Here is a 17,320-nt window from a genome sequence, read left to right as displayed (position 1 = left end):
ATTCGCCCTCAAGGTGCGAGTAGACACGAGCTATCCAATACCCCCGCCCGAAGCATGGAACAATGAGGTGCTGTGAACGCCTCAAAGACCGAAACACCGTCACGTCCCCGCCGAGTGCTCATCCTCGGTTCCACTGGCTCCATTGGCACCCAAGCCTTGGAGGTTATTGACGCCAACCCGGAGCTCCTAGAAGTTGCGGGTATTGCCGCGGCCGGTAGCCAACCAGAACTCCTGTTGGAACAAATCCGGCGCGGCAAACTTCACCCCAGCCAAGTCGCAGTCTCTGATGCCGACGCCGCGCACCGGATCTCGACAGAGCTTCAGGGCGAAGTATTACGCGACCCAGCTGAGCTAGTGCGCACCCAAGAATGCGATGTGGTGCTTAATGCGCTGGTCGGGTCCATGGGGTTGGCGTCGACGATGGCGGCGCTGGAAGCTGATCGCGTGCTGGCGCTGGCGAATAAGGAATCTTTGGTTGCCGGTGGGCAGCTGGTGATGAAAACCGCGAAGCCGGGGCAGATTGTGCCGGTGGATTCGGAGCATTCGGCGATGGCGCAATGTTTGCGGGCCGGGCGGCGAGAGGAAGTGGATCATTTTGTGTTGACCGCTTCTGGGGGACCATTTAGGGGTTGGACGCGTGAGCAGATGTGGGAGGTAACTCCGGAGCAAGCTGCGCAGCATCCGACCTGGTCGATGGGACAGATGAATACCTTGAATTCGGCCACGCTGATTAATAAAGGCCTAGAGCTGATTGAAGCGACCCTGCTGTTTGATCTGGCGCCGGAAGATATTACGGTGAGCGTGCACCCGCAATCCATTGTGCATTCCATGGTGAGTTTTGTGGATGGGGCAACGATTGCGCAGGCCTCGCCGCCTTCGATGAAATTGCCGATTAGTTTGGCGCTGAATTGGCCGAATAGGGTGAAAGATGCGCAGCCTTTATGTGATTTCCGGGAGGCCTCAACCTGGACTTTTGAGCCGGTCGACGATGAGGCTTTCCCGGCGGTGCACTTAGCGCGCCAGGCCGCGGAGCAAGGCGGCATGTATGGCGCGGTATATAACGCGGCGAATGAGGAAGCTGCGGCAGCGTTTTTGGCGGGTCGAATTAAATTCCCGCAGATTGTGGACATTGTTGGGCGCGTGATGGATAAGGCCGCGTATGCTGCGAAGTCCCCGGAGAATATTGAGGATGTTTTAGCCTGTGAAAAGCAGGCCCGCGGGGAAGCTAATGCGTTGATTGATCAACTCGAAAGGGAAGCTAAGTGACGGCATATGCCTTAGGTGCGTTCCTCTTTGCCTTGGGGATTGCGCTGACTATTGCGCTGCATGAGTTCGGGCACCTCATCGTGGCGCGGCTATGCCACATGCGGGTGCGACGCTACTTCATTGGATTCGGGCCCACCTTATTTTCCTTCCGCAAGGGGCATACCGAATATGGGCTTAAAGCCGTGCCCTTAGGCGGGTTTTGCGATATTGCGGGGATGACCAACCAAGATGAGGTCACCGCCGAAGAAGCCCCGCATGCGATGCGGAATAAACCCTGGTGGCAGCGGATTTTAGTGCTCTCAGGTGGGGTGGCGATGAATATTCTCATCGGCGTGTGCATCATCTATGGGCTGGCGGTTTCCGCGGGCATCCCGAACCCGAATGCGGATCTATCTGCGCGGGTAGGGGAGACCACCTGCGTCAGTGATCAGGTGGATGCCCAAAATGTGGCACCTTGTGCGGGTGCCGGCCCGGCCGCTGAAGCTGGGGTGCAAGCAGGCGATATTATTCGCAGCCTTAATGGCCAACCGGTGGCTAATTTCGTGGAATTACGCGACCGCCTATGGCAGCTACCTGGTGAAGACGCCACCTTGGGTATTGAACGTGGGGATCAGCAAGTAGAGATCGTGGTGCCAGTACGCCCCGTGATCCGGCTAGATAGTGAAGGCAATCAGCTGACCCGTGGGGCGATTGGTATTGCCTCAGCACCGCCGAAGGATGCGATTAAAACCTATGGTCCGGTGGAAGCTGTGGGTGCTACCACGCAGTTCACCGGGCAGCTTTTGAGCGCCACCTTAAAGGGCTTGGCGGCTTTCCCGGGGAAGGTTCCGGCAGTGGTGGGCTCCATTTTTGGTGGGGAACGCGAAGCTGATGGGCCAATCAGCGTGGTAGGCGCTACCCGGATTGGTGGGGAAGTGGCGCAGCATTCCGCTTGGAGCATGTTCTTTATGATGCTTGCGAGCCTGAATTTCTTCCTCGCGCTCTTTAATATTGTGCCGCTGCCGCCGCTTGATGGTGGGCATGTTGCGGTGGTGCTTTATGAGAAGATCCGCGATGCCGTGCGTAAAGCCCGCGGCTTGGCTCCCGCGGGGCCGGCGGATTATGGTCCGCTGTTGCCGGTGACTGCTTTTGTGGCGGCGGCATTGATGCTTGTGGGTGGGTTGATCATCATTGCGGATGTGGTCAACCCGGTGCGGCTCTTCCACTAGGGATATACTCAGCCGGAGAGAAAAAACCTCACCCAATAATTAGGAGAATGTCAACGTGCCAACCCCGATCGGTCTCGGTTTGCCTGATGCACCGCCGCCAGTATTGGCGCCGCGGCGCCGTACCCGTCAGATTATGGTCGGTTCGGTAGGAGTGGGCTCCGATTATCCGATTTCGGTCCAGTCCATGACGACCACCAAGACGCACGACATTAATGCCACCTTGCAGCAGATCGCCCAATTAACGGCCACTGGCTGCGATATTGTGCGTGTTGCTTGCCCGAAGACGGTAGATGCTGATGCGCTGCCGGCAATCGCGAAGAAATCACCTATCCCGGTGGTTGCGGATATTCACTTCCAGCCCAAGTATATTTTCGCCGCGATTGATGCTGGTTGCGCTGCTGTGCGTGTGAACCCCGGAAATATCCGTGAGTTCGATGGCCGCGTGAAGGAAGTAGCGAAGGCTGCCGGCGATGCCGGTATCCCGATCCGCATTGGTATTAACGCCGGATCTTTAGATAAACGCATGCTAGAAAAGTACGGCAAGGCCACCCCGGAAGCCCTGGTGGAATCCGCGGTGTGGGAAGCCGGACTTTTTGAAGACTGCGGCTATGGCGATATCGCCATTTCGGTGAAGCATAATGACCCGGTGGTCATGGTGGAGGCCTATCGCCAGCTCGCCGAACAAACCGACTATCCGTTGCACCTTGGTGTGACCGAAGCTGGTCCTGCCTTCCAGGGCACCATTAAGTCTTCTGTGGCTTTTGGTGCGCTTTTATCCCAGGGCATTGGCGATACTATTCGCGTCTCGCTTTCGGCGGACCCCGTGGAAGAAATCAAGGTGGGCGACCAGATTCTACAGTCTTTGAACCTGCGTCCCCGCAAGTTAGAGATTGTGTCTTGTCCTTCCTGTGGTCGCGCCCAGGTGGATGTTTATACCCTTGCCGAGGAGGTCACCGCTGGCCTAGAGGGCATGGAGTTCCCGCTGCGTGTTGCCGTAATGGGCTGCGTGGTCAATGGCCCTGGTGAAGCACGTGATGCTGACCTTGGTGTGGCTTCCGGTAATGGCAAGGGCCAGATCTTTGTGAAGGGCGAGGTCGTAAAAACCGTGCCGGAATCACAGATTGTGGAAACCCTCATCGAAGAGGCCATGCGCATTGCAGAGGAGCAGGGCCTCGAAGAAACCCCGGGTGCTAAGCCTGAGGTGAAGGTCACCGGCTAGAAAGCAGCAAACGTTCGGAGCTTAAGCATTGTGTCTGAGCCGCGGAGCGGTTGCCTTGGAGTAGTCGCTTCGGCGCGGATGCTTCGGCGCGTAAGTCCCAGGTCGATGCGGAGCAGTAGTAACTTTTAGACTATGACTCCTCGTCGGCCCCGGGGCTTTATATTTTTGCTGGCTTGCACGCTGGGTGCCACCACCTTAGTAGGGTGCACCCCCAAGCCAGATACTGCTGACCCCATTGCCAAGGAGTTCCTCGCTGCCTTAGAAAGCGGCGATGAGGACACCATTAAAGAACTCATTGACCGCCCACAGGACGCCTTGCCGCTTATCGAGAGCACCAAGAAGGGCTTGCAGGCTGAAAAACTTGAGGCGAACTTAGAGCAGGTTGATGGCGGGGAGAACCTGGCTACCGCGCGCTATAGCTTGAAGTGGATTCTGCCGCGAGAACGCGTGGTGGAATACCAAACGCAGATGACGCTGACCAAGGCGAAAGAGAAATGGAGGGTGCGTTGGCAGCCGACCATTATGCATCCGCGGCTAGGGGCACACCAGCACCTCGAATTACGATCCGTGCCGGCTAAGCGCGCCAATATTGTTAGCTCTGATGGGGTGTCCATCTATGAGCCGGGTATTAATTACCGCCTCTTAGTAGATGCGAAGGGGCTGGATGCTCGCGATATCTCCACGGTGTCTTTTAAAGTCTCCGAAGCCTTGCGCCACGCCCATCAAACTGACCCGCGGGTGGTCGAGCGCAGCCCAGAAGAACTAGCCGGTGCCTTCCAAGGTTCGGCTGGACCCTACTCAGTGGCACTTCTAGGGGAAAAGGAATACGCGGTCACAAAAGATGAGTTAGCGGGACTGCCTTCGGTGCGCTTTAACCCGGAAGCAGCGATTGTTTCCAAGGAGCCTAACTTCGCACCGGATATTATGTCGCGCGTGGTCAAGATCGTGGAGGACCGCCTTGATGGGGATAATGGCTGGAAGGTCACCATCGCCACCCAAGATGGTGCACCGATTGATGATGTGGAATACCACGATGCCAAACCCGCGCCCTCGATTCGGGTGTCTTTGGATCGCAATGTCCAACAGGCTGCCCAAGATGCGGTGAACCTGCGCCCAGAAATGCAAGCCATGATGGTGGCGATCCGCCCTTCAACCGGTGAGCTCCTCGCCGTTGCCCAAACCGCGGAAGCTGATAAGGATGGTCCGCTAGCGCTGATGGGGCAATACCCGCCGGGCTCGACTTTTAAGATGATTACTGCGGCTTCGGGCATGGAAAACCATGGTCTCAATCCCGGTAGTCCCGTCCCATGCCCCGGCACCATGGATATTTATGGCCGCATTGTGAGCAACTACAACCAATTCGGTTTAGGCACGGTGCCCATGGAAACTGCCTTCGCACGTTCCTGTAACACCACCTTTGCCAAAGTATCCACCGATCTAGCCCCAGGCCAGCTCAAGGCCACAGCGAAGGAATTTGGGCTTGGCGTGGACTACACCATTGCCGGTATTGATACCGTGACGGGTTCTGTTCCTGAAGGGGAAACCCCATTGGATCGCACCGAAGCTGGTTACGGCCAGGGTCTGGATTTGGTGAGCCCCTTCGGAGTCGCCTTGGTGGCGGCAACCGCTGCGGCGGGTAAAACTCCGCTACCTAAACTCATTGATGGACTTCCCACAGAGGTCAGTGAGGTAGTAGGGGCACCGCCGCAGCATGTGATCGACAATTTACGGCAGATGATGCGCAGCGTGGTTACCCACGGCACGGCTGCTGGGATGCAAGCGGAAGGCATTATTCGCGGTAAGACGGGTGAAGCCGAAATCAATGATGGCTCGCATGCCTGGTTTGCTGGCTACCGTGAAGATGACATTGCTTTTGCGACCTTGATTGTTCGCGGCGGTGGATCTGAGTCGGCGGTTGCTATCACCGATAACTTCTTCATCAACTTGGACAAGCTACGCAGCGGGGTTCCACCAGCAGAGGAAGAAGGGGAAGTTCCGCCACCTCCGCCGGGAGATGCATCACCGGCGCCGGCACCAGCAGCGCATTAGGTGCCCCGTAGCCTCATACCCTGGCCGCCAGATCTTTCCGGGTGGTGCTTAAGGATACTAGCGTTGTCGTCGCGACTAAGACCTGTCAACGCACCTCGTTACTTGAAGGACTACCATGGCCCCCATGTCTATGTCTCGTGCACCCCTACGTCCTGCCAAACCCACTCCGATTCGCACTGTGCCTAAGCACATCGAGCGCCCGGAGTACGCCTGGAAGGACAGCGTGCAAGAAAATATCGGGGAGCCGTTTATCCAAACCCCTGAAACCATTGAGGCCATGCGCGAAGCCTCCCGCATTGCCGCTAATGCCCTGCAGGTTGCTGGCGCGGCTGTAGCCCCCGGTGTCAGCACCGATGAATTAGACCGCCTGGCCCACGAATACATGTGTGACCATGGTGCATACCCTTCGACGCTGGGGTACCTGAACTTCCCGAAGTCCTGCTGCGTTTCGCTCAATGAAATCGTGTGCCACGGTATCCCCGATAGCACCATCATTGAAGACGGCGACATCGTTAATATCGATGTCACCGCTTACAAGAACGGGGTTCATGGCGATACGAACGCCACTTTCTTAGCTGGCGACGTGTCCGAAGAACACCGCCTCCTGGTTGAGCGCACCAAAGAAGCGATGATGCGCGGTATTCGCGTGGCAAAGCCAGGTCGCCAGATCAATGTGATTGGGCGGGTTATCGAATCCTATGCCAAGCGCTTTGGTTATAACGTGGTCCGCGACTTTACCGGCCACGGTGTGGGCCCCACCTTTCACAACGGCCTGGTAGTGCTGCACTATGACTCCACCGCCTACACCGATGTCCTGGAGCCGGGCATGACGTTAACCATCGAGCCGATGATTAACCTCGGTGAGCTGCCCTACACCATTTGGAAGAACGGTTGGACCGTGCAGAACAACGATTTCAAGTTCTCCGCACAATTCGAGCACACCCTGGTAATCACCGAAGATGGAAATGAGGTCCTCACCCTTCCGGATGAGGACCTCATGGAAGAACTCCACGGCTAAACAAGCGGCCTCGCAAGCGACAGCGGCTCCGCAGGCGACAGCTCCGGAGGGGATATGCCCGCGGAGGTATCCTCGCGGCCTCGGGCCTAGCTGATCTACGCACATCTAGCTAGGCCGCGCTGGGATGAGATTTAGTCGAACTCCAGCCCCAGCAAAGCGTTCTCGGTAACCTCCGGGAGCGCGGGGTGGATCCAATACTGATCACGAGCAACCTCGCGTACATCCAACCCGAAAGCCATCACCGTGATCAACTGCTGAATCAAGGAGCTAGCCTGCGGGCCCATAAAGTGTGCGCCCAAAAGCTTGCCGCTCTTACGATCAGCAATCAGCTTCACAATGCCGGTGCGATCTTCCATCGCCCAACCAAAAGCCACATCCCCGTACTTCTGGATCTTCACGCTAATGGGATAGCCGGCATCCTTAGCTTCCTGCTCCGTCATTCCCACCGTGGCAATCTGCGGATGCGTGAACACCGCGGAAGGCACGTAATCATGCGGCATCTTCTTCAGATCCTCGGGGTGCAAAAGATTATGGCGCACCGCCCGCATCTCCGCGTTGGCCACGTGCTTGAGCTGATAAGGCGAGCTCACATCACCTAAAGCCCACACCCCTTCAGCGGTAGTGCGGCCATAGGAATCCACCTTGATCCGATCGCCATCCATCTCAATGCCAGCAGCATCCAGGTTCAAACGATCCCCATTGGGGGTTCGGCCAGTAGCCACCAGTAGCTTCTGGGCACTAACGGTGGAGCCGTCATCCAAGGTCACCGTGACCTGCTGCTCATCGCCTTCCACCTTGGTGACGGTGTGACCCAAATGAAGATCAAAGCGCGGCTTGATGGCCTCATTGAAGTGCTGCACCAGATCCTCATCGAGGTGGCGCAGCACCCGCGGGGAGCGGTTAATTATGCTCGTTGTGGTACCCAAAGCCTGGAAGACGTGGGCGAACTCCATGGCAATAAAGCCACCACCCATCACAATCAGAGATTCCGGCTGCTCCGGCAGGCGCATAATCGTCTCATTGGTCTCATAAGGCACTCCGGAGTTTTCCACTACTTCTGGGATATTCGGGCGCGCCCCAGCAGCAATCACAATGCGATCACCGGAAATAATCTTTTCCTCATCGCCTTGACCAGTCTTCAAGGTCCGCTCAGCCACAAAGTGGGCTTCCTGGTCATAAACATCAATATTCGGGGTTTCATCTCCGCGGCGATAAGCCTCCCCGCCTTCGGCAATCGCATCCACGCGATCGGCGAAGATCCGCTTTTGTAGATCCTGCCAATCCACCCCCTTATAAGAAGTGTCCAAGCTCAGCCGCGAAGAATCCTGGGCCTCTAGCGCCACATCAGCGGCATAGACATACATTTTGGTGGGAATACAGCCCACATTCAGGCAGGTGCCACCAAAAGCACCTTTCTCCACGATGGCGATGGACTGATCATCAAACTCTGGTCCCGGAATGGAGTTACCGGAACCGGTACCAATGATGATCAAGTCATAGTGCTGATCAACCTTGATCTGGGTTGCCTGATCGCCTGGCTGATTAGTGTGCAGGTCGTTGCTCACTCGGAGTTCGCACCTTTCTGTGGAAAATGTAAAAACGGGGTAAAGACACTCAGATCATTCAAAGTCACTGCCACGCGGTTTATTCCTCAGCGGCCGCGCTTCGCTCAGGAACCCCACCGGGGGTATTTAAAATCCAATCCGCGGCCACCTTCATCGCCTCATCCCGCACCGGGCGAGGGGAGAGGAAGAGATCATGGCAGCCCTTCTCAATCACCTGTAATTCAGTGTGATCGCTAAGCAGCCCCTGGCGCTCGCGGATCTGACGAACATCTAATACGGTGTCCGCTTCCTTCACAGCCGGGGTATAGCGCCGGCGATATAACAGCGACTGCGAAGAACACATAGTTAATACTGGCACCCGGCAATTAACCTTCCCGGCGCCCACCAAATCCTGGAATTCCAGCACCGCCCCTAGCCACCCGAAATACTTCTCGTGGCCCTGGATGGGCTTCATTGTAAGGTCAAAGTCCCACTCACCATTGCACTCCCGGTGCAAGGCCTGCCCGTACACTCCCAGGTTCCCACCCGGGGCGGGCATCAGTGGCCGGCGCTTAGCTAAAAGCTTGGCCACCGGGCCCAAAGTATTCAGCAGCACCTTCGGATACATCATGTCCAACCAGGGGCTATTGAGAACAACTCGTTTAATAAGAGCGGCCTCTGGCGCGCCGGTTTCCTGCAAATGTGAAACCCACACCGGCGCAATAAGCCCACCGGTGGAATGCGCCAAAACCGTGACATCGCCATACATCTCACCGACGATGCTCAGGGCGGTGGTGAGTTCCTTAAAGTATTGACGGAAATCGGGGCTGTAATGCCAGCGCTGCCCTTCGCGGTGCGAACGCCCGCATTTCCGTAAATCCACCGCATAAGTCGCAATATCGCGCGTCGCGAAGTATTCCGCCACATGCGCCTGAAAGAAATAATCAGTCATACCGTGCACATAAAGCACGGCGCGTGGCTTCTCGATAGCTGGTTTATAGCGAACCAGGGTGGCCACAATTTGCCCTTCCCCATCCGGGTCGCGTCCTAGTTCCAGGGTCATGTTTTCAAAGTCTTCGCCGAGCATATCCGGGTGCCAGGTAATTGGCTTCCGCGCTGCGTCATGGGTCATGCTCCCCACTGTAGTGGGGGAGTGCCCACCAACGCTCACACGGCGCACAGCACGCAACGCCAACCCAACAGCAACACCCCGCCACCAAACACCAACGCCCCAAGACCCCACTCGCCCTCAGACCCAACTCAACACCAAGACCAACCCAGCCAGCCCCATAACCGCACACAACCCACCTTCACCCCCTGCCACACCCTGTTTTATCCCCCGCTAGGGGGTAGAGGGCGTAAGGTGGATATGCGCGCGATGTGGGTTCAGCGCGGCGCAACCCTTGTTGTACAACGCTCCAACACGCTGTACGCCCGTCCGGCCGCGCCACACCATGAACCCAGAAAGCTCACCCCTATTAACCCGAATATAACGAGGTAGCCAAAAGTGTCAGATAGCAACAGCACGCCCACGAAGGTTACTGACGAGGTCGATGTTGCCCTCGTCGGTGCGGGCATCATGAGTGCCACCCTCGGCGCCATGCTTCGTCAGCTGGAACCTGGCTGGTCACAGGTCATTTTTGAGCGTTTAGATGGCCCTGCTCTGGAGTCCTCCTCCCCCTGGAATAACGCCGGTACCGGCCACTCCGCTCTCTGCGAGCTCAACTATACCCCGGAGAAAAACGGCAAGGTCGACATCACCAAGGCCGTTAATATCAACGAGAAGTTCCAGGTCTCTCGCCAGTTCTGGTCCCACCAAGTGGAACATGGCATCCTGCCCAGCCCGCGGGAATTTATTAACCCAGTTCCGCACGTTTCCTTCGGCCGCGGTGCCGATCAGGTCGGTTACCTCAAGCGCCGTTATGAGGCACTAAAGGAACACCCGCTTTTCCCGAGTATGCAGTTCAGCGATGACCGCGAGGTCTTCGCCGAGAAGCTCCCGCTCATGGCCGAGGGCCGTGACGCCTCCGAGAAGGTTGCGATCTCCTGGACCGACGCCGGCACCGACATTAACTATGGTGCCCAGACCCGCCAATTCCTCGCCGCTGCCGAAAAGGGCGGCACCGAGATCCGTTATGGCCATGAGGTCAAGGACATTTCCCGTGATGGTTCCGCTTGGAAGATCACCGCAAAGAATGTCCACACTGGCGATATCTCCACTGTGCGCGCGAAGTTCGTCTTCGTCGGCGCCGGCGGCATGGCTTTGCCGCTGCTCCAAAAAGCCGGCATCCCCGAGATCCGCGGCTACGGCGGCTTCCCGGTTTCTGGCCAGTGGCTGCGCTGCACCAACCCCGAGCTCATCGAAAAGCATGCCGCCAAGGTTTATGGCAAGGCTTCTGTTGGTGCCCCGCCCATGTCCGTCCCGCACCTGGATACCCGCGTCATTGATGGCGAAAAGGGCCTGCTCTTTGGCCCCTATGCCGGCTGGACCCCGAAGTTCTTGAAGAAGGGCACTGTCCTGGATCTCTTCAAGTCCCTGCGCCCGGCTAACCTGCCTTCCATGGCTGGTGTCGGTGTGCAGGAAATGGCCCTGACCAAATACCTCATCACCGAGGTTCTCAAGGACCAAAAGGCCCGCATGGAAGCTCTGCGCGAGTACATGCCTACCGCCCGCGATGAGGATTGGGAGCTGATTACTGCTGGTCAGCGCGTGCAGGTCATTAAGCCTGCGGGCCTGCCCAAGCTCGGTTCCCTGGAATTCGGCACCACCTTGATCAACAATGCGGAAGGCTCCATCGCTGGTCTACTCGGTGCCTCCCCGGGTGCCTCCATTGCGCCGGCTGCCATGCTGGAGCTGCTGGAGCGTTGCTTCGGTGACCGCATGATCGCCTGGGGCGACCAGATCCGCGAGATGGTTCCCTCCTATGGCAAGAAGCTTTCGGAGGACACCAAGCTCTTCGATGAAATGTGGGAGTATTCCACCAAGACTTTGCAGCTTGATCAATAAGCTTTAAGTCCACATTCAGGAGGCTCATGAAACCATGGGCCTCTTTTGTGTTTCCTAAGTTCCGCAATAAGTGACGTAATGGAAATTCTTTGGGGCTTCCATCGAGATCTCGGGGTGCGGGGAATAGGGATCCTTTAAGGCCCCAAGTAAACGCTTTGCCTCACCAACATCTGATAAAGCTGAGTCAATCACATGATTAGCCGGCAGCACAGAAGGATTATTGTTTTTGACCTCCGCCATATCCGGATCTAATTCCTGCCAGAGTTTAGTCCACTCCCGGCTTAAACCTTCACCTTCGGCTAGTTTTCGCCCACTGCTAATAATCGGTTGGCCTAACAGCAATTCATGGTGAGCATCAATGATGCCTTCTACCTCTTCGGTTGGGTAACGCGATAGCCCCAAGGGGGCCTTCATGCTTTCTAACCAGGCGTCCCGCCAGATCTGTGGATAGTGCGCCATTAACTCCTGAGCGATACCTAGTGCCTTATCCTCATCGGGATCAAAGAGCGGCAGCAGGGTTTCTGCTAGGCGCGCTAAATTCCAGGCCAGAATATGAGGTTGTTGGCCAAAGGCATAGCGGCCGTGGTGATCAATGGAGCTAAAAACCGCCTTCGGATCGTAGGTGGCAGTAAAAGCACAAGGCCCAAAATCAATGCTTTCGCCAGAAATAGTTGTGTTATCGGTGTTCATCACCCCATGAACAAAACCCACCCGCATCCACGTGGCCACAGTAGCGGCTTGGCGTTTCATAATTCGGCTCAACCACTGCGCGTAATCCGAGCAATCCGGGTCATGGCGGCGCATCCCGAAATCCGCAAGCTGCTTAGTTAATTCCAGCCCATGCAGGCGCGCATATTGGAAACTTCCCACCCGCAGGTGCGAGGCTGCAACCCGCACCAAAATCGCGCCTTCTTCGGACTGTTGGCGAAGAACTGTCTTGCCAGTCTTAATCACCGCCAAGGCTCGGGTAGTGGGGATGCCCAAGGTGTGGAGTGCTTCGGCAATCAGGTACTCGCGCAGCATGCTGGGCAAAGTGGCCCGGCCATCACCACCGCGGGCAAAAGGCGTGGGACCGGAACCTTTGAGATGAATATCTTTGCCTGCAACTTCACCCAATAAAACTGCGCGGCCATCACCTAGGCGGGGAACAAATTGCCCGAATTGGTGCCCGGCATACCCCTGGGCCACGGCATGTTCTTTGATATCTGCTCTTTGCCCCAACAGCACATCGAGATCTGCTGGGATCCCTAGTTCTTTGCCGAGTTCTTCATTAAAAAGCACCAGCTCAGGGTTGGGGCCGGAGTCAGGGGAGTAGGGGATAGAAAGCTCGGGGAATTCGGTGGCGAAGTTATGGCTAAAAACTGGGGATGTATCAGGCGGCATGCTCTTCAGGCTAGTTATGTACGGGGGCGGGTGGTTGACCCACCGAGCAAGTTTCAATTAGTTTGAATCCCGAATTAGGACAACCTTCTCTACATGGAGTGAGGTGTTAACCCCACTATGCGTACTCACCGCATCCTGATGACGTTCACTACTCCCATCCTCGCGCTATCGCTCTGGCTAAGCGGATGCTCAGCCGACCCGGACGCAACAGACAACCCCAGCCCCACGATCTCGGGGAAAGCCCCCAAAACTTAACCGAAGCGAGCCTGGAGTATTCTCCACACTACTTTCAAGGGGGTAAGAATAGACCCCCTGGCAATAGTGGTTGCCTAAAAGGTAGCTACTTAAAACCCCAGCTAGTCAGTGTTTAGTAACTCTTACCTAAGCTAAGTCGAAGATCACACAACCAAGGATGCATATTTTTTGGATCTGGTGTGCTCACAATAGATACCGAGGTGCGCGGGGAGAATGTGGGTTCTCCCGCGCACTCTCATATCCCTTTTGGGGAGGGGTTAGTCCCGCACCACCATCGTGAGAGTTTCCTTTTTGGCCGTGCCCACCTCAACTTCCAAACCCGCCTCAGCGGCGATGCGCGCAACCTCCTCGGCAGTGTGCGCATCCTGAGAACTCAAGGCCAATTCGCGGGCTAATAACCCCTTGTAGTGCTTATTGAAGTGGCTGACGACCTTGCGCGAACCATCCGGGCGAACATGCTCAACCCGCACCGTCACCGCATCTTTCAAGGGCCCTAGCGATTGGTAGGTCCCGGAGCGCAAATCCACTACCAGCTGATCAACCTGCTCTAAAGCTTGGGTGAGGTGTTTGCCCCAACGAGCCTTCATGGTCGGTAGGCTGCCATTGCGGTGTGGGCTGCCATTGCGGCGTGGGAGCTTGGAACCACCAGAAAGCCGGTAGTGCGGGATGAGGTCTTGGGCCCCAACCACCCCAAAGAAGGCGGAACCCACTGCCAAGCGGGTGCGGGCAGCATCATCTAAAGAGGCCGCCTGGAGGGCGTCATAGAGCACCCCGGTGTAGCGCTCGATCGCGGGTATGGTGGCAGAGGAGAGCACCTGTTGATTAGCGGCCGCCTCATCGCGCAGTTTCTCGGATAAACCCAGCGCAGCTAAGGTTTCATCCACGCTTAAAGCTTGCAAATCAGCGGCGATATCGCGGCGAATATCAGTTAATTCCGGAAAACGCAGGGAATCGAAATCCAGAGGTGGGAAAGAACCCCCACTAGCTTTAGTTTCCGAAGGCGGCAGAACAATCAGCATGCCCATGACAGTACCTTTTGTTGCCTTTTGCTTGTGGGCAGGACGTGTAGGAGAGTGACACCACAACATAAATGGGTGGCTGTTGGTGGTTGTCTTAGACCCACTACGGCATAATTCACAGACATGATCACTCGCATGTCCTCCCTATTCCTGCGCACCCTGCGCGAAGACCCCGCGGACGCGGAAGTACCCAGCCACCGCCTGCTGGTGCGCGCCGGATATATCCGCCGCGTAGCCCCCGGCATTTACTCCTGGCTGCCGCTTGGCCTGCGCACCCTGCGCAAGATCGAAACCGTGGTGCGCGAGGAAATGGAAGCCATCGGCGCCCAAGAGCTCAGCTTTCCCGCGCTGCTGCCGCGCGAACCCTATGAAACCACCGGGCGCTGGGAGGAATACGGCGACGCGCTCTTTCGCCTGAAGGACCGCAAGGGCAATGACTGCCTGCTGGGCCCCACCCACGAGGAGCTCTTCACCGCCACGGTGAAGGACATGTACAACTCCTATAAGGACTTCCCGGTACTGCTCTACCAAATCCAAACTAAGTACCGCGATGAAGAACGCCCTCGCGCCGGGATCCTGCGCGGCCGGGAATTCGTGATGAAGGATTCCTACTCCTTCGACATGGATGATGCCGGGCTGGACCGCGCCTATGCGGATCACCGCCAGGCTTATCAAAACATTTTCAACCGCCTGGGCGTGAATTACGCCATCTGTAAGGCCACCTCTGGGGCTATGGGTGGTTCGGCTTCCGAAGAATTCCTGGCGATCTCCCCGAATGGCGAAGACACCTTCGTTTCTGCCACCGAAGGCGATTATGCCGCCAACGTGGAGGCTGTGATCACCCCACGCGGTGAGGAACAACCCATCGAAGGCCAACCCGCTGCTGAAGTACGCGAAACCCCTGGTGCTGCCACTATGGAAGCGCTCCTGGAATGGGCAAAGGGCGAGGACCTACGCCGCGAAGATGGTACTGCTGTGGAACTCTGCGACACCTTAAAGTGCCTGGTGGTGAAGACCACCGCGCCGGGTGCTGAGGAATCCGAGCTTTTGGGTGTGCTGATTCCGGGTGATCGCGAAGTGGACATGAAGCGCCTGGAGGCCTCCTTAGAGCCCGCTAGCGTGGAGATGGCTGAAGCCGCCGACTTTGAAAAGCATGACTTCTTGGTGAAGGGCTTTGTTGGCCCGGTGGCCTTGCAAAACAATGAGGTGCGCATCCTGGCTGATCCACGGGTGGTGAAGGGCACGCGCTGGATTATTGGTGCGGATCAGGCTGATCACCACATGGTGAATGCTGTAGTGGGCCGCGAATTTACCCCGGATGGTTTTATTGAGGCCGCGGAGATCCGCGAAGGTGATCCGGCCCCGGAGAATATGGGCACCTTGACCCTGGAGCGCGGCATTGAGATTGGCCATATCTTCCAGCTGGGGCGTAAGTACACCGAAGCTTTTGATGTTCAGATTCTGGATGAAAATGGCAAACGCTGCGTGCCCACCATGGGGTCTTATGGCATTGGCGTGTCCCGCCTGATGGCGGTGCTAGCTGAGCAGCGCCATGACGACAAGGGCCTGAACTGGCCGCTGGAGGTCGCACCCTTCCAGGTGCACATGGTGATTGCCAATAAAGACGAAGCTGCCCGCGCAGCCGCGGAGAAGCTTGCCGCGGACCTGGATGACAAGGGCGTGGAAGTTATTTTGGATGATCGGCCGAAGGTGAGTCCCGGCGTGAAATTCAAGGATGCGGAACTACTGGGCATGCCGCTGATTGTGGTGCTGGGCCGCTCCTTCAAGGAGGGGCTGCTGGAAGTGCGGGTTCGCGGTGGGGAGACCTTGGAGATTCCCGCGGATCAGGCGATTGAGAAGATCAGCGAGTTGCTGGGGTAGGGGTGTGTGCGGGGCGTGCGTGGGGCGTGCGCTGTGGCAGCTGTGGGTAGCGTGCGTGAGTCGCGTGCATGAGACGCGCGTGACGCGGTGAGGCGCGCGTGCTTTGACCTCCGCTGATCTCTCCGGCATGGCGTTGGAGATTCAGCACCCCGCACCCCGCACCCGTCTGTAAGCAGATAAGAATCTTAAAGCCGTTTCTTCCGAGAGGATGAACGATGGGCAAATGGTTTGATCAGGCTCGAGAAATCGAGCGTTTACAGCGCGAGAATCAGCGACTCTTGGCGCTCGTCACGCAATTAAAGGCATGCCTCGGTGAGGAGGGCCTCGGTGAGGAGGGCCTCGGTGAGGAGGTAAGCAACGTCGATGTCTTCGGCGTGTCAGCCGAGGAGCGTCAGCTTGTTGCGGCAGGACGCAAGGTCGAAGCCATCAAGGCCTACCGTGAACGCACAAGGACAGACCTTGTGACAGCGAAGAACGCCATCGATTCCATCTCCTAAGGGGTGTAGACCCGAGATACGTGTCGCCCCGAGGGGCTCCTAATACCTGTGCCCCGAGGGACTTGCCTCCCAGCAGTATTCGCACAACGGGTGGGCTACGAGGCAGGCGGCGCGGATCCTGCGCCACCTGGAACCGTAGCGGCGGTTGATCTTCGGATCACGCTAATAGCGGCGGTAGCGCTGCTAGGTGGCTAGCTCGTAATTAGCTGCCACCGCAATGCAATAGCCCCGCCATGCATCCGTGCTGGCATAGCGCGCGGCTTTTACCCAGTGGTCATAACTTAGGGCCTCAATGTCTGAAATGAAGGCATTGGGGTCCTGTTCTGCATCTGCAGTATCAGAGAACAACCAACCAGCTTCCGCTGCTGGCGCCTGATCACCCAAGGCCTGCGCTAGTTGCTCAGCACGCTTACGGTGCACTTTGACTAAGTTATCGATGTGCTCTTGATCGGCCATAAAAGCACGCGCATAATCCAGCGCCCAGATCGCCCCATACTCGGTCTGCAGCAACTCAGCGGCGGAATCCTGCACATCAGCGTTGCTGATCGGATCAAGTGCTGGGACCTCAACCTGCTGCTCCTTCGCCAACTTCAGAGCCTGGGTTAGTACTAAGTCCTTGGACTCCTCCGGGGCTTTAGCCACCGTCTTAATCAAGGTGTCCAGCACATCACCTTCAGCTGGTTCTAGCTCATAGGTGCAGCTTTCTGGAATACGCCCATCAGCATGGTGCCCACAGAGCCGCAAGACCTCCTCATGCAAGGTGTTGGCAATATCTTCCTGCCCAGCGGCGTGCGCAACCGCTTCCGCGCGAGTGAGTTGCGCATTTGGCTGCGGGCCCAGCAAAGCACAGCCACCAAGGCTTGTGGCACCAAGCGCGAAGGTGGTTGTCAGGGCAAGATGCAAGCGAAATTGACGAGGAAAGGTCACCCAATGGATCGTAGTGATCACACCAAGACCAATGCAGGTTAGGGTGG

The 17,320-nt window shown here is 57.1% G+C and carries 14 protein-coding genes; 9 read left to right on the top strand and 5 right to left on the bottom strand.

Going from position 1 to position 17,320, the window contains the following annotated elements; all coding sequences use genetic code 11:
- Positions 1-72: 72 nt before the first annotated feature.
- From dxr to map, 5 genes are all read left to right on the top strand, one after another.
- A complete protein-coding gene (gene dxr, locus BMZ01_RS03290) occupies positions 73-1,266 on the top strand; it encodes a 1-deoxy-D-xylulose-5-phosphate reductoisomerase (RefSeq protein ID WP_092284399.1) in 1,194 nt (397 codons plus the stop codon).
- Entirely contained in the window at positions 1,263-2,474 is a 1,212-nt protein-coding gene (locus BMZ01_RS03285) for a M50 family metallopeptidase (RefSeq protein ID WP_092284397.1), read from the top strand. Before dxr ends, BMZ01_RS03285 begins: the two co-directional genes overlap by 4 nt.
- A 55-nt stretch (positions 2,475-2,529) precedes the next feature.
- The gene (gene ispG / locus BMZ01_RS03280; protein WP_092284395.1) at positions 2,530-3,693 is read left to right on the top strand and encodes a flavodoxin-dependent (E)-4-hydroxy-3-methylbut-2-enyl-diphosphate synthase; all 1,164 of its coding nucleotides are present in this window, start codon (positions 2,530-2,532) and stop codon (positions 3,691-3,693) included.
- Between the two features lie 132 nt (positions 3,694-3,825).
- Positions 3,826-5,742, top strand: a complete 1,917-nt coding sequence (locus BMZ01_RS03275) for a penicillin-binding transpeptidase domain-containing protein (RefSeq protein WP_092284393.1) — start codon at positions 3,826-3,828, stop codon at positions 5,740-5,742.
- 115 nt (positions 5,743-5,857) lie between these two features.
- Positions 5,858-6,760, top strand: coding sequence for a type I methionyl aminopeptidase (gene map, locus BMZ01_RS03270; protein WP_395890726.1), 903 nt, complete (start codon positions 5,858-5,860; stop codon positions 6,758-6,760).
- A gap of 131 nt (positions 6,761-6,891) precedes the next feature.
- Here map and mtr read toward each other — a convergent pair whose 3' ends face one another.
- Together mtr and BMZ01_RS03260 are read right to left on the bottom strand one after the other, a co-directional pair.
- Positions 6,892-8,277 carry a mycothione reductase gene (gene mtr / locus BMZ01_RS03265; protein WP_092284709.1) on the bottom strand — a complete coding sequence of 462 codons (1,386 nt, stop codon included), beginning with the start codon at positions 8,275-8,277 and terminating at the stop codon, positions 6,892-6,894.
- A 127-nt stretch (positions 8,278-8,404) separates the two neighbouring features.
- Positions 8,405-9,436: an alpha/beta hydrolase gene (locus BMZ01_RS03260; RefSeq protein WP_092284391.1), complete on the bottom strand. Its 1,032-nt coding sequence runs from the start codon at positions 9,434-9,436 to the stop codon at positions 8,405-8,407.
- A 375-nt stretch (positions 9,437-9,811) separates the two neighbouring features.
- On the opposite strand from BMZ01_RS03260, the gene mqo reads away from it, so the two are divergent.
- Entirely contained in the window at positions 9,812-11,311 is a 1,500-nt protein-coding gene (gene mqo, locus BMZ01_RS03255) for a malate dehydrogenase (quinone) (RefSeq protein ID WP_092284389.1), read from the top strand.
- A 54-nt stretch (positions 11,312-11,365) separates the two neighbouring features.
- Here the strand turns inward: mqo and BMZ01_RS03250 are convergent, their stop codons facing one another.
- A complete protein-coding gene (locus tag BMZ01_RS03250; RefSeq protein WP_092284387.1) occupies positions 11,366-12,694 on the bottom strand; it encodes a protein adenylyltransferase SelO family protein in 1,329 nt (442 codons plus the stop codon).
- Positions 12,695-12,811: 117 nt separating this feature from the next.
- On the opposite strand from BMZ01_RS03250, the gene BMZ01_RS11115 reads away from it, so the two are divergent.
- On the top strand, positions 12,812-12,949 hold the full coding sequence (locus BMZ01_RS11115) for a hypothetical protein (protein ID WP_177180040.1): 138 nt from the start codon (positions 12,812-12,814) through the stop codon (positions 12,947-12,949).
- A gap of 257 nt (positions 12,950-13,206) precedes the next feature.
- On the opposite strand, the gene yaaA is transcribed toward BMZ01_RS11115, so the two are convergent.
- Complete coding sequence (gene yaaA / locus BMZ01_RS03245; RefSeq protein WP_092284707.1) at positions 13,207-13,968, bottom strand: peroxide stress protein YaaA; 762 nt, start codon at positions 13,966-13,968, stop codon at positions 13,207-13,209.
- Positions 13,969-14,091: 123 nt separating this feature from the next.
- On the opposite strand from yaaA, the gene BMZ01_RS03240 reads away from it, so the two are divergent.
- Positions 14,092-15,849: a proline--tRNA ligase gene (locus BMZ01_RS03240; RefSeq protein WP_092284386.1), complete on the top strand. Its 1,758-nt coding sequence runs from the start codon at positions 14,092-14,094 to the stop codon at positions 15,847-15,849.
- 215 nt (positions 15,850-16,064) lie between these two features.
- Entirely contained in the window at positions 16,065-16,346 is a 282-nt protein-coding gene (locus BMZ01_RS03235; RefSeq protein WP_092284384.1) for a hypothetical protein, read from the top strand.
- 183 nt (positions 16,347-16,529) lie between these two features.
- On the opposite strand, the gene BMZ01_RS03225 is transcribed toward BMZ01_RS03235, so the two are convergent.
- Complete coding sequence (locus BMZ01_RS03225; RefSeq protein ID WP_143067435.1) at positions 16,530-17,273, bottom strand: DEAD/DEAH box helicase family protein; 744 nt, start codon at positions 17,271-17,273, stop codon at positions 16,530-16,532.
- Positions 17,274-17,320 lie beyond the last annotated feature (47 nt).

Origin of the sequence: Corynebacterium spheniscorum, assembly GCF_900113445.1 — a bacterium.
Taxonomy (GTDB): Bacteria; Actinomycetota; Actinomycetes; order Mycobacteriales; family Mycobacteriaceae; genus Corynebacterium; species Corynebacterium spheniscorum.
This window is presented reverse-complemented; position numbering and strand designations above follow the sequence as displayed.

Bases quoted from the DNA above. Each gene is read 5' to 3' on its own strand.
- BMZ01_RS03275 (WP_092284393.1), top strand. From the start codon at position 3,826: ATGACTCCTCGTCGGCCCCGGGGCTTTATATTTTTGCTGGCTTGCACG.
- map (WP_395890726.1), top strand. From the start codon at position 5,858: ATGGCCCCCATGTCTATGTCTCGTGCACCCCTACGTCCTGCCAAACCC.
- BMZ01_RS03260 (WP_092284391.1), bottom strand. From the start codon at position 9,436: ATGACCCATGACGCAGCGCGGAAGCCAATTACCTGGCACCCGGATATG.
- BMZ01_RS03250 (WP_092284387.1), bottom strand. From the start codon at position 12,694: ATGCCGCCTGATACATCCCCAGTTTTTAGCCATAACTTCGCCACCGAA.
- BMZ01_RS11115 (WP_177180040.1), top strand. From the start codon at position 12,812: ATGCGTACTCACCGCATCCTGATGACGTTCACTACTCCCATCCTCGCG.
- yaaA (WP_092284707.1), bottom strand. From the start codon at position 13,968: ATGCTGATTGTTCTGCCGCCTTCGGAAACTAAAGCTAGTGGGGGTTCT.
- BMZ01_RS03240 (WP_092284386.1), top strand. From the start codon at position 14,092: ATGATCACTCGCATGTCCTCCCTATTCCTGCGCACCCTGCGCGAAGAC.
- BMZ01_RS03235 (WP_092284384.1), top strand. From the start codon at position 16,065: ATGGGCAAATGGTTTGATCAGGCTCGAGAAATCGAGCGTTTACAGCGC.